The organism is Exiguobacterium artemiae 255-15, from assembly GCF_000019905.1.
GTDB classification, from domain to species: domain Bacteria; phylum Bacillota; class Bacilli; order Exiguobacteriales; family Exiguobacteriaceae; genus Exiguobacterium_A; species Exiguobacterium_A artemiae.
Map to the genome: position 1 here is coordinate 855,273 of NC_010556.1, position 12,847 is coordinate 868,119.

The following is a 12,847-nucleotide window of genomic DNA, read 5'->3' on the forward strand; positions in this document are numbered from 1 at the left end:
CTGAATGAAGATGGAACAAGACAGATGCAGGCAAATCCACGACAGGAAACAGCGGAAGTGACCGGATTCGGTTGTTTGTTTGCCGAATGCGATGAATGTTTGTTGATTATTTACAAGCTTTACAAAAAGTACAGGAAACGCCTTGAATGTAAGGTCTGTGAAGAATGGTTTAAGAGATGGTTAGAACCATTGGAAACACAAGCAATTGTCGTTATGGTCTAGTTACAGCCACGACACAGTCGGTAATTTGCTGACGTGAAGGACTAACTCGTAACTAGATGGAGGAATGACAAAATGAAACTTTGTACAATCGGACTCGGATATATTGGATTACCTTCTTCAGCCATGTTTGCAGATCACGGAACGGACGTCGTCGGGGTCGACATCGACCCGCGCATCGTTAAGATGTTGAATGCGGGAGACATTCATATTGAAGAACCGGGACTTGAAGATGTCATCAAGCGTGTCGTCGCAAACGGAAAGTTTCGGGCAACACTGACACCGGAACCCGCAGATGTCTTTTTAATTGCTGTTCCGACACCGAATTTAAATGACACCTATAAATCGTGTGACTTGAAGTATGTCCTGTCAGCTGTTCAGAATATGTTGCCGCACGTTCAAAAAGGCAACGTCATCATCGTCGAATCAACAATCGCTCCGCGGACGATGGATGATCATGTCCGACCATTGATTGAAGCAGCCGGGTTCGTCATTGGTCAAGACGTCTTCGTCGTTCATTGTCCGGAGCGGGTGCTTCCGGGACAAATCTTACATGAACTCATTCACAATAACCGGATTGTCGGCGGATTGACATTGGCTTGCGCGGATGCAGGTGCAGCGGTATATAAAACATTCGTTCAGGGCGAAATCGTCAAGACGGATGCGAAGACGGCAGAGATGTCGAAATTGATGGAAAACACGTTCCGCGATGTCAACATCGCCCTAGCCAATGAACTGACGCAAGTGTGTCACAAACTCGAGATCAACGTGCTCGACGTAATCGAGATGGCGAACATGCACCCGCGTGTTAATCTACATCATCCGGGACCGGGTGTCGGCGGACACTGTCTTGCGGTGGATCCATACTTCATCGTTGCTAAGGCACCGTCCCTTGCCCGGATCATTCATACGGCACGGGAAACAAACGTCAACATGCCGCACTTCGTCGCTGAACAGGCAGAGCGCCTAGTTGCGTCTCACGTCCGGCCCAAAATCGCAGTGTTCGGCGTCACATACAAAGGGAACGTCGACGACATGCGTGAAAGTCCGGCTGTCGATGTCATCGAGCAACTGATTGACCGCGGCATGGATGTAGCAGTCTGTGATTCACACGTCGAACGTTCGATTTCGTCACGCTTTGAGCTTGTCGATGAGATTGATGCGATCCAAGGTGCGGACCTGGCACTGGTGCTCGTCGACCATGACGAGTTTAAACAGTTTGACTCACGGCGTCTTGCGAATCAGATGCGGACACCGGTCTTGTTTGATACAAAAGGAATCGTTCAACCGCTTGAGGACATCACGGTCCTGAACTTTGGTAACCTGCATACGTATCAAACGACGGAAGTGGATGCGAAGGCGATATGAACGGGGTCGGTACAATCGGGAAAGAGCTGAAAGATCATTTTTATCTGATCTTTCGCCTTTCGCTTTATGAAACAAAAAGTCAATACAGCATGCAATATCTCGGATGGTTCTGGGAAATCATGACGCCGCTCCTGCAGATTGGCGTTTACTGGGTCGTGTTCGGTTTCGGAATCCGTGGCGGAAATCCGGTCGACGGGATTCCATTCGTCTTTTGGTTGGTCAGTGGACTAATTGCCTGGTTTTTCATCGGCAGTACGATTCCAAGCGGCTCACGATCGATTTACGGTCGGGTCGCCCTTGTTTCGAAAATGCACTTTCCGCTCAGTACGATCCCGGCCTATGTCATCTTGGCGCAATTTTACCGCCATGTCGCAATGATTGCCTTGACGATTGTTCTCGGAATGGCATTCGGTTATTTTCCGGGCTGGCATACGTTTGAATTGTTGTATATCGTCCCGGCGGGTGTGATTTTTCTCTATGCCGTCTCACTTTTGTTGTCTGCTCTGGCAACGATGATTCGGGATGTCCAAAACATGGTGACTTCGGCGATCCGGATGTTGATGTATTTGACGCCCATCATGTGGATTCCGCCGGATCACAGTCTGTTTAAGACGTTGTTGATGATCAATCCTCTCGTCTATTTGATCGAAGGATACCGCTCGGCATTGATTGGGACCGGTTATCTGCTCGATCACGTCTGGTATGGAGTCTACTTCTGGACTGTGACGTCCGTTTTGTTAGTGGTAGGAGCAGCAGTTCATCTGCGGTTCCGGCGGTACTTCATTGATTATGTCTAGGAGGAAAAAACATGAGTCACGTCGTATTCGAGAATGTTTCAAAACGCTACGTCTTGTATGCCCGACCAATTGATAAATTAAAAGAAGTGTTGTTCGGTAAAGTCAGCGGTAAACCGTTTTATGCTTTAAAAAATATCTCGTTCTCCGTCGAACAAGGCGAAATCGTCGGTGTGGTCGGAATCAACGGGAGTGGGAAGTCGACTTTGTCGCATCTGCTCGCCAACGTCACGCCGCCGACATACGGTCGTGTGACGCTTGGCGGTAAATCGGCATTAATCGCGATTTCCAGTGGTCTCAATAATCAGCTGACCGGACGGGACAACATCGAATTAAAAGGATTGATGATGGGGCTGACCAAAAAACAGATCCAGGCGATTACACCGGAAATTCTGGAGTTTGCGGACATCGGAGATTTCATCGATCAACCCGTCAAAACATATTCAAGCGGGATGCGGGCGCGTCTTGGTTTTGCCATCTCAATTAATATCAATCCGGATATCCTGATCATTGATGAGGCGCTGTCGGTCGGTGACCAGACCTTTACGGAAAAATGTCTCGATAAGATGCGGGAGTTTCGCGACCAAGGAAAAACGATCTTTTTTGTCAGCCATTCCTTGAATCAAGTCAAAAGTTTTTGTACAAAAATCCTTTGGCTCGAGTATGGAGAAGTTCGGATGTTTGGACCGACAGCGGAAACGATGGCGGAGTATAACAAATATTTATATTGGTACAAGCAGCTGACGAAAAAACAAGCTGCACATTATGTCATGAAAAAAAGAACAGGACGAAGTGATGAAATCGAGCGTTCGGCACGCGGTGAAACGATTGAATTGTCGTCATGAATAACGGATAGGGGATGGAACGAATGAAACGAATCATGCTAGTGTTCGGAACGAGACCGGAAGCCATCAAGATGGCGCCTGTCGTCAAAGCATTGGAAAAACGAGAAGGGGTCAAACCGATCGTCGTCGTGACGGCACAACACCGGGAAATGCTCGATCAAGTCCTTGAACTGTTTCAGATCGTTCCCGACCATGATTTAGACTTGATGCGTCCACGTCAGACACTCGAAGAGATGACGGCACGGATTTTAAATGCGATGCGTCGTGTCTTGGAAAAAGAGCAACCGGATTTGGTGTTGGTCCATGGGGATACGACAACGACATTCGCGGCTTCACTTGCGGCTTTTTACCAACAGATTCTGGTTGGTCATGTCGAAGCCGGCTTACGGACGTATCAGAAGTATGCCCCATTCCCGGAAGAGATGAATCGTCAATTGACGGGTGTACTCGCTGATTACCATTTTGCACCGACCGATCAGGCAGCAGAAAATCTACGGCTCGAGAACAAACAGAGTCCGATTATCGTGACGGGAAATACAGTCATCGACGCGTTAAAAACAACGGTTTCGAAAGACTACACGCACCCGGTGTTGACGGATCTTACAGCAAGCGGACGGAAACTGGTTTTGTTGACCGTTCACCGACGCGAAAATCACTTGCAATTATCGCAAATTTTTGATGCCGTCGAACGATTGGCGGACAGTCATCCGGATATTGAAATCGTCTATCCGGTCCATCCGAATCCGATTGTCCTCGAGGCAGCGGAACAGTTGAACGATCATCCGCGCATCCGATTGATTGAACCGCTCGATGTCTTTGATTTTCATAACTTGGCAGCCCGGGCGACACTGATTTTGACGGATTCTGGCGGTATTCAAGAAGAAGCACCTTCGCTTGGCGTGCCGGTCCTCGTCTTGCGTGATACGACCGAACGTCCGGAAGGTGTCGCGGCCGGTACGTTGAAGCTTGTCGGGACGGATCCGGAACGTATTTATGAAACGGGTCATCTGTTACTGACGGATCAAGGGGCTTATGACGCGATGGCACAAGCGGCGAATCCATACGGAGACGGTCATGCGGCAGAACGTATTGTTGATGCGATTTTAAGCGAGGTACCGGTATGAGTTCACGTCCACTGGAACTGGCAAGTTATCAGTTTTTTCCGCAAGGGGACCGGGATAAGATTCTGCTCGAAGAAGATGCGGACGGTGTTTGGTTCGATTTTCAACAGGCGGATCCGACCGATAAGCTGTACATTCAATTGTTTGATCAGGGCTTTCAATATCCTCCCTCGAAGTTGTATCGTGCCGACGCTTCTTTTGGACAGGCCGAGTCCGTCACATTGACGTGCGAACTGGAAGCGGAAACGTCATGCGACGTTCAGATGTTCAAGATGCAGTACGGGCAAAAAAAACGGATGCATTCCGAGACGGAATGGCTGACGGTAAACGGAAAAACAACGTGTTCCTTACAACTGAAACGAGTCAAAGGCGCCGACTATTTTAAAATTGCATTCAAGTTTCTACTCGAAGGGGACAGGCGGGTTCGGTTGACAGCGTTACACGTCAACCGGCTTGTTCCGATCAAGCAGGAGGAATCCTATCATGTTATTTAGTTCGACGATTTTTTTATTTCTATTTTTACCGTTCGTGTTGCTTGTCTACCACTTGTTGCCACGCACGTTTCGGAACGGCTGGCTCTTGGTAGCGAGCCTTTTCTTTTATGCCTGGGGTGAACCGAGATTCGTCCTATTGATGTTGACGAGCATTTTGATCAACTACCTGTTTGCCTTGGCCGTCCACGCGTACCGGACACGAATCGGTGTCAAATGGATCATGTTCAGTATGATTGTCGTCAATCTGGGATTGCTCGGCTGGTTTAAATACAGCGGTTTTTTTGTGACGTCAATCAACGAGACGTTTCAAACGACGCTGTTTGTCCCGGAAGTCGTTTTACCAATCGGAATTTCCTTCTTTACGTTCCAAGCGATGAGTTATGTCATCGATGTGTATCGTCAAGCGGGACAGGTCCAAAAAAACCCGCTCAATCTTGCTTTGTACATCGCGTTGTTTCCGCAGTTGATTGCCGGTCCGATTGTCCGCTATGAGACGGTTGCGGACGAAATCAACCACCGGCGGGAAACCTTGCCTGAATTTGCACAAGGTGTCCGTCGCTTTATCATCGGTTTATCCAAAAAATTGATTTTAGCGAATGGATGCGGACAAGTCGCGGATACGATCTTTAACATGAAAGATCTGTCGATGGGTCTCGCCTGGATTGGAATCATCGCCTATGCTCTGCAAATTTATTTTGATTTTTCCGGATACAGTGACATGGCGATTGGACTGGGGTTGATGTTTGGCTTTCATTTTCTTGAAAACTTTAACTATCCGTATATCTCAAAATCAGTCTCTGAATTTTGGCGCCGGTGGCATATTTCTTTAGGCTCTTGGTTCCGGGATTATGTTTACATTCCTCTTGGAGGAAACCGGGTGTCGCCATGGAAACAGTATCGCAATCTCGGAATCGTCTGGATATTGACCGGACTTTGGCACGGCGCAAGCTGGACGTTTGTTGCTTGGGGCGTCTACTACGGAATCTGGATCATGCTCGAAAAAGCATTTCTCGGGAAATTATTGGCGCGGGTTCCCGTGTTCGCAACGGTATGGACACTGGTGCTCGTTTTGGTCGGGTGGGTCTTTTTCCGGGCGGAAACGTTCCCGGAAGCGATTACGTACATTCAAGCGATGTTCGTCCCGGATGTGCTGTGGGATGACCGAGCGAGTTATCAGCTCGTCCAAAATGGTGTCATTTTAGCGCTGTCGTGTCTTGCTGCGACCCCGATTCCAAAACGGATCGGTGAACGATTTGTCGAATCATCGGGCAAAGTCGGACAGACGATGCAATATGGATACGCGATGGTCTTGTTGTTCCTCGCAACATCGGCACTCGTCGCAAGTACATTTAATCCCTTTATTTATTTCCGTTTCTAGAAAGGAGAAGACGACATGGCACAACCAATCGAACGCAAATTAAAGCCGAAAGCGGACGGTCAACCGTCCTCATCCTTTGAACGGAAGATGATGTGGCTGACGACGATCAGTTTTTTCGTCATCTTGATGGCGATTGGCGCGGGGACAATCCTTCGGGAAGACCGCGTCAGTTCCCAACTGGAAAATCGAGCCCTTGCACAGGCGGTCAAACCGACCGTCCAAGGCGTGATTTCGGGTGACGACATGGTGAAGATGGAAAGTTATTTCACTGATCAATTACTGATTCGAGGTACGTTTGTTGAAATGCAGGCCCGATTATCAAAAAATGTCCTTCGGCAACCGTTCCGTAACGGCATTTATACGGCAGAAGACGGTTACTTGATTGAGCCGAGTCAAGCGGCGCAACCGATCGTCCCGGACGCTTTCCGACAGTTCACGCAAGAGGTCGACCGTCCGGTCTACTTTGCCCTGGCACCGTCGAAAACCGTCGTCGCGGAACGCGATGGAATCATTCCGGATTATGTCGCGTCGAATGCAATACAGCGGCATAAGACGATGCAGGCCGGCTTTACAAAAGCGGGCATCACATCAATTTCACTGGACCGTTTACAGTTGTCCGATTATTTTAAAACGGATCATCACTGGAATATAGACGGTGCCTATCAAGCATATGACGAGATTGTGCGGACCATCGGAAAAACAGAACCGGCCTTAAAAAAGGTCGAAGTGAACCCCGGGTCGAAACGGTCTTCGGAACATCCGTACTTCGGATCCCTTGCACGCAAGACGACACTGGCATATGCAAGCACAGGTGACACGATTGAATACTATGGTGCGGATCAGTTTAAAGGAATCGATGTCTGTTATGACAACACATGCGGACAGCCGTTGATTGATGAAAAATTCATTAAGGAAGAGGGCGATTATGCCGATCGATATGAAGTGTTCATGCGCGGTAATCATGGAATTTTATCGATGACTTCAAAGACGAAGGGTCCTAAATTACTTGTCCTTAAGGACTCGTTTGCCAATCCCGTCCTGCCGTTTCTCGCGAGGAGCGCAAATCTCGAAGTGGTGGATGTCCGGTACGTCAACAAAGACTTTGATGCTTCCGAGTTCGCGAAGCAACAGAACGTTGATGCGGTTCTCTTTTTACACAATTCCAATATTGCCGGACTGATGAAGACGTATCAGCAGAAACTATAGGAGGTATCCCCGTGAGATCACGTGTAAGAAAAAAACGGCCCTCGGTCGGCTGGCGTATGATCAGTGCCTTGTTACTGGCCGTCATCCTGATTGCGAGCGGCACGACAGGATATGCTTTTTTGCGCTTGCAACAAACAGCAGATGGTTTCATTACACCGCTGAAAGGAAAAGAGAAGCTCCCGCTTGAAACGATGCGACCGGCCAATGTCTTGCTGATTGGCGTCGATGAACGGAAAAACGATCCGGGGCGGGCGGATGCGATCATGTTATTATCGTTTAACCCGAAAACAAAACAGGCGACGTCGCTGTCCATTCCACGGGACATGCAGGTGACACTAAAAGATGGGGCAAAGACGAAAATCAATCATACCTATGCGTATGGCGGGGTGGAAGAGACGATTGAAACCGTCGAACAGACATTTGATGTCAAGATTCCGTACTATGCCAAAATCAATATGGAAGGTCTGATTGAACTTGTGGATGCCGTCGGCGGAGTCACCGTGGATAACCCGTCCGCATTTAGTTGGAACGATCGACGCTTACAAAAGGACTATGCGGAAGGGGAAATCAAACTGGACGGACTCGAGGCGAGCGGATACACGCGAATGCGAAAGCAGGATCCGCTCGGTGATATGGGCCGGCAAATCCGGCAACGTCAGGTACTTGAAGCCGTCGGTATGAAACTTGCCGGACCGGATATCCTGACGAACTTAGAAGAGGTCAGCCGGGTCCTGAAAAACAATTTCAATACAAACATCACGTTTTCCGAAGCAGCCCAACTCACACAGGAAAATCAGCCGGGATTCGAGCGGTTGAAGCCGCTGAAACTTGAAGGAGAAGGGTATATCGCCAGTGACGGAGTCTGGTACTTCTTTGCTTCGGATCACTCGATGCAAGCCACGAAACAAACAATCCATGAAATTACGGATCAACAAGCAAAATGAGCAGTGGGAGGGTGGCGGACATGCCATTCTCTTTTTTTATTGTTATTTGTCGCTGTTGGTCCAAAAGTCTTATTTTCTTTAGTGAACTAAAATAAGCTTTGACAGATAAGTCGAACGAATGGAGAATGGAAATGAAAACGATTACATAAATCCAAGGAGGATATAGCATGAATCGATGGAAATCAGTCTGTGCAGTTGTGCTAACGTTTGCACTGATCTTTAGTTTATTCCCGGTAAACGGTTTGGCACTGGAAAAAGGGAAGTCGACACTCGTCATCATTCACTACAAGGAAGATAAAACAGCACCAAAAGATTGGAATCTCTGGTTATGGGCAAATGGACCGGATTACTTCCCGAATAAAGCACATGCCTTTAACGGACAAGATGCATACGGGAAAATTGCCGCTTACGAATTTCCGGTGGATCAGCCGGAAAAAATCGGTTTTATCGTCCGCGATGATTCCTGGAACAAAGATGCGGGGTCAGAAAACGACCGCTTCATTACAAAAGACATGATCAAAGACGGTGTGGCGGAAGTCTGGATTGAATCAGGCAGCAAAGACGTTTCACCGGTCAATCCAACAGGCGGCAGTGACGTTGAGTCCGTCAACACGAACATTCATTATTACCGCTATGACAATGACTACGACAAGTACGGGGTGTGGGCATGGCCGAATGCGCAGGACGGAAAACGATTTGAATTTGACGGACAAGATGCGTTTGGAGCTGTAGCAAACGTCACCTTGACGAATACGACGAAAGAACGTCTCGTCGGAATCATTCCTCACATCGAAGGATGGTCGGAAAAAGACGGGGCTGATCGTTTTTACTACGCGGGAGCCAAGGATATCTGGTTGATTGAAGGCGATCAAACCGTTTATTACAGCCAACCGGATATCGATCGGACACCAAAGTTTACTAGTTTCCTGGCAGACGATTTTAAGACGATGACATTAAAAACGAATTCACCGATCGCAGCAGAAGATGTAAAAACGCTGACATTCAAAGGTCTGGTCAATCCGGTTGTCACACAAGTGGACGCGAAGACGTTACACGTGACTGTCGCGTCGGATATTGATTTAGCAAATGTCGTCACGGTCTCACACCCGGTATTCGGGGAAGGGATTTTAGAAGCAGGAAAAGTATTGCGGTCTGATGCTTTTGACAAAAAATATGCGTACGACGGTAAACTCGGTACGGCGTATCAAAAAGGCAAAACGACATTCCGCGTCTGGGCACCGACTGCGCAGTCCGTTGAACTGGAACTTTACAAATTGCCGAAAAAACAAGCAGCCACAACGAAGGATATCGTCCGTGAAGTGAAGATGGTCCGCGGTGACCGCGGTGTCTTCAGCATCACAGTCAATGGTGACCTCGACGGAACAGGCTACACCTATGAAGTCAAGCACGCCAAAGAAACGACACGGGCCGTCGATCCGTACACGACAGCTGTGGCGGTCAACGGAGATCAAGGCGTCGTCGTCGATTTGAGAGAGACGAACCCGAAACGCTGGACAAAAACAAAAATGCCGCTGAAACAAGCGACAGACGCCATCATTTACGAGACACACGTCCGTGACCTGTCGATGTTTGACGTCACGGGAGATACGTATGATTCAGGTATCGAGCAAAAAGGGAAGTATCTTGGTGTCGTCAAGCCGGGAACACGTCTGATGAAAGACGGTAAGAAAACAAAGACGAAAACGGGACTCGATCATTTGAAGGAGCTCGGCATCACACATGTCCAGTTCATTCCAGTCTATGATTTCAATACGGCTTCTGTCGACGAGACGAATCCGCTCAAAACATACAACTGGGGATATGATCCGAAAAACTACAATGCACCGGAAGGCTCTTATTCAACGAATCCGTACGATCCGAAAGTCCGGATCAAAGAAATGAAACAAATGATTCAAGGGCTACATGATAACGGACTCCGCGCCGTCATGGATGTGGTCTACAATCATATGTTTGACGCGAAAGCATCAAACCTCGATAAAATCGTGCCGGGTTACTACTACCGTTATACGGAAGGCGGTGATCTCGCCAACGGCACAGGTGTCGGAAACGATACCGCTTCTGAACGGAAAATGATGCATAAACTGATTGTCGATTCTGTCGGCTACTGGGCAAAAGAATACCGTTGGGACGGATTCCGATTTGATTTAATGGGGATTCATGACGTGAAGACGATGAATGCCGTCAAAAAAACGACGACAAAAATTGATCCGTCAATCCTTGTCTTCGGAGAAGGCTGGAGTCTCGGAACACCGCTTCCGGAAGCCGACAAAGCCAACCAGACGAATGCCAAACAGATGCCGGGTATCGCTCACTTCAACGATAACTTGCGTGATGCACTGAAAGGAAGTGTCTTTGAAGACACGGATGCCGGTTTCATCAACGGGAAAACAGGTCTTGAAACACGGATCAAACGCGGAATCGTCGGTGAGATTGCGTACAACAAAGACATCACCGGCTTCGCAGCAGAACCGAACCAAGCAATCACGTATGTCGAAGCTCACGATAACCACACGCTGTGGGACAAGCTGAACTTAACGAATCCGAATGATACGGATGCGACGAAAACCAAGATGCACCGCTTGGCGTCAAGCATTCTGCTGACTTCACAAGGCACGACATTTATTCATGCCGGTCAAGATTTCATGCGGACAAAAGGCGGCGATCATAATTCATACAAATCACCGGATGCTGTCAACCAGCTCGACTGGAAACGCAAAATGGACCGTCAAGCCGACGTCGATTACATGAAAGGACTGATTCAAGTCCGTAAAGCGAACCCTGTTCTTCATTTAGGGACAGCAAAAGACATCCGACGTTACCTGACGTTTAAAGATGTACCGGAGCAAGTGGTGGCGTATCAATTATCAGACGATGCCCCCCAACAAAAAACGGATCTTTACGTCGTTCATAATGCGAAACGTCAAGCTGTCAAGATGACGTTACCAAAAGGAACATGGAGTGTCATCGTCGACGGGAAAACCGCCGGAATGAAAACACTGAAAAAAGTCTCGGGCAGTGTGACGGTTGATCCGCTCAGCTCGTATGTCTTAAAAAAATAATCAACACAAAAACGCGCCGCCCCTGTGAATGATTCACGGAGGCGACGCGTTTTTTTATCGAGGAAACGTTAAGCGTAACGCTCGTCTTCTTCCTCTTCTTCACTCAGGTTACCTTCTTCTGATTTGGCGACAATGACTGCACAAGCGGCGTCACCTGTGATATTGACCGCAGTCCGCATCATATCAAGCAGACGATCAACCCCGATGATTAAGGCAATCCCTTCGACAGGCAGATTGACGGACTGAAGCACCATCGTCAGCATGACAAGCCCGACACCCGGTACGCCGGCTGTTCCGACGGACGCGAGAACGGCAGTCAGGACGACGGTTGCCAGTTGTGCCGGAGACAAGCTGATATCATAAACTTGAGCGATAAAGACCGTTGCGACTCCCTGCATGATCGCTGTACCATCCATGTTGATCGTCGCGCCGAGCGGTTGGACGAAACTTGAGACGGAACGCGGTACTTTCAGTTCACGCTGTGCAGTCTGCATCGCGACCGGTAGCGTTGCATTCGACGACGAAGTCGAGAAGGCGAACAGCATGACCGGCGCAAACTTTTTGAAGAAGAAAAACGGATTCATTTTTTCCGATCAGTGAGACGGTCGAACCGTACGTCAACAGGGAGTGGACGATCAAAGCCAGGATAGCGACTGCCATGTAGAGCCCCATTGCCTTTAAGGAATCAAACCCTTGTGCACCGACGGCGGAAGCAATCAATGCAAATGCGCCGAGCGGGGCCATCTTCATGACAAGTCCGATCAAATATGTCATCAAATCATTTCCCTGTTCGATGAATGAACGTAATGTCGAGACCTTGTTGCCGAGGAATGTGATCCCGAAACCGATGAAGACACTGAAGACGATAATTTGCAGCATATTGCCTTCTGCCATCGACGTGATCGGATTGGTCGGGAACATCCCGACGATCGTATTGATCAAACTCGTATCCGGTAAGTTGCCTTGATCATACTTCAAGTTGTCTGTCGCAAAGTTCCCGAACGTACCCGGTTTGATCAGTAATGACAAACCAAGAGCGATGACGATGGCGACAGCGGTCGTCGTCATGAAATATGTAATGGCTTTTCCGCCGACGCGACCCAGTTCTTTTGGATTTCCGAGTCCCATGACACCAAGGGAGATCGAGAAGAAGACGATCGGGACGACGAGCATCTTAATCAGGTTGAAGAAAATCGTTCCGATTGGTTGAAGTGCATACTTATTCAATCCTTCATAGATCGATTTGTCTGGTAACAAAGCGAGAATGATTCCGAGGATGACTCCGAGAATCAATCCGAAAATAATTCGTTTGGCTTCTTTCATATCAGAACAACTCCTTTTTCAGATAACTGTGTCTATTTTGACACATCATTCCCCATTTTGACAAAACATTTCATG

At 48.4% G+C, this 12,847-nt stretch carries 9 protein-coding genes and 1 pseudogene; 9 read left to right on the plus strand and 1 reads right to left on the minus strand.

The window, feature by feature from the left end; translation table 11 throughout:
* Window positions 1–294 precede the first annotated feature (294 nt).
* The 9 genes from EXIG_RS04350 (at window position 295) to pulA (ending at window position 11,449) form a co-directional block, all read left to right on the plus strand.
* Entirely contained in the window at window positions 295–1,587 is a 1,293-nt protein-coding gene (locus EXIG_RS04350; RefSeq protein WP_012369710.1) for a nucleotide sugar dehydrogenase, read from the plus strand.
* Entirely contained in the window at window positions 1,584–2,384 is an 801-nt protein-coding gene (locus tag EXIG_RS04355) for an ABC transporter permease (RefSeq protein WP_012369711.1), read from the plus strand. The genes EXIG_RS04350 and EXIG_RS04355 overlap by 4 nt, the downstream gene beginning before the upstream one ends.
* 11 nt (window positions 2,385–2,395) lie before the next feature.
* Window positions 2,396–3,226 (plus strand): teichoic acids export ABC transporter ATP-binding subunit TagH, encoded by an 831-nt coding sequence (gene tagH, locus EXIG_RS04360; RefSeq protein WP_012369712.1) that lies wholly within the window; start codon window positions 2,396–2,398, stop codon window positions 3,224–3,226.
* Between the two features lie 23 nt (window positions 3,227–3,249).
* A complete protein-coding gene (wecB, locus tag EXIG_RS04365; RefSeq protein ID WP_041261503.1) occupies window positions 3,250–4,350 on the plus strand; it encodes a non-hydrolyzing UDP-N-acetylglucosamine 2-epimerase in 1,101 nt (366 codons plus the stop codon).
* Window positions 4,347–4,841: a hypothetical protein gene (locus EXIG_RS04370; RefSeq protein ID WP_012369714.1), complete on the plus strand. Its 495-nt coding sequence runs from the start codon at window positions 4,347–4,349 to the stop codon at window positions 4,839–4,841. The genes wecB and EXIG_RS04370 overlap by 4 nt, the downstream gene beginning before the upstream one ends.
* A complete protein-coding gene (locus EXIG_RS04375) occupies window positions 4,831–6,219 on the plus strand; it encodes an MBOAT family O-acyltransferase (RefSeq protein WP_012369715.1) in 1,389 nt (462 codons plus the stop codon). The genes EXIG_RS04370 and EXIG_RS04375 overlap by 11 nt, the downstream gene beginning before the upstream one ends.
* Window positions 6,220–6,234: 15 nt before the next feature.
* The gene (locus tag EXIG_RS04380) at window positions 6,235–7,425 is read left to right on the plus strand and encodes a DHHW family protein (protein WP_012369716.1); all 1,191 of its coding nucleotides are present in this window, start codon (window positions 6,235–6,237) and stop codon (window positions 7,423–7,425) included.
* Window positions 7,426–7,436: 11 nt separating this feature from the next.
* On the plus strand, window positions 7,437–8,369 hold the full coding sequence (locus EXIG_RS04385; RefSeq protein ID WP_012369717.1) for an LCP family protein: 933 nt from the start codon (window positions 7,437–7,439) through the stop codon (window positions 8,367–8,369).
* A gap of 167 nt (window positions 8,370–8,536) precedes the next feature.
* Entirely contained in the window at window positions 8,537–11,449 is a 2,913-nt protein-coding gene (gene pulA, locus EXIG_RS04390) for a type I pullulanase (protein ID WP_012369718.1), read from the plus strand.
* Between the two features lie 68 nt (window positions 11,450–11,517).
* Here the strand turns inward: pulA and EXIG_RS04395 are convergent.
* Window positions 11,518–12,772, minus strand: a pseudogene (locus EXIG_RS04395) (dicarboxylate/amino acid:cation symporter).
* Window positions 12,773–12,847 lie beyond the last annotated feature (75 nt).

Bases quoted from the DNA above. Each gene is read 5' to 3' on its own strand.
- EXIG_RS04350 (WP_012369710.1), top strand. From the start codon at position 295: ATGAAACTTTGTACAATCGGACTCGGATATATTGGATTACCTTCTTCA.
- EXIG_RS04355 (WP_012369711.1), top strand. From the start codon at position 1,584: ATGAACGGGGTCGGTACAATCGGGAAAGAGCTGAAAGATCATTTTTAT.
- tagH (WP_012369712.1), top strand. From the start codon at position 2,396: ATGAGTCACGTCGTATTCGAGAATGTTTCAAAACGCTACGTCTTGTAT.
- wecB (WP_041261503.1), top strand. From the start codon at position 3,250: ATGAAACGAATCATGCTAGTGTTCGGAACGAGACCGGAAGCCATCAAG.
- EXIG_RS04370 (WP_012369714.1), top strand. From the start codon at position 4,347: ATGAGTTCACGTCCACTGGAACTGGCAAGTTATCAGTTTTTTCCGCAA.
- EXIG_RS04375 (WP_012369715.1), top strand. From the start codon at position 4,831: ATGTTATTTAGTTCGACGATTTTTTTATTTCTATTTTTACCGTTCGTG.
- EXIG_RS04380 (WP_012369716.1), top strand. From the start codon at position 6,235: ATGGCACAACCAATCGAACGCAAATTAAAGCCGAAAGCGGACGGTCAA.
- pulA (WP_012369718.1), top strand. From the start codon at position 8,537: ATGAATCGATGGAAATCAGTCTGTGCAGTTGTGCTAACGTTTGCACTG.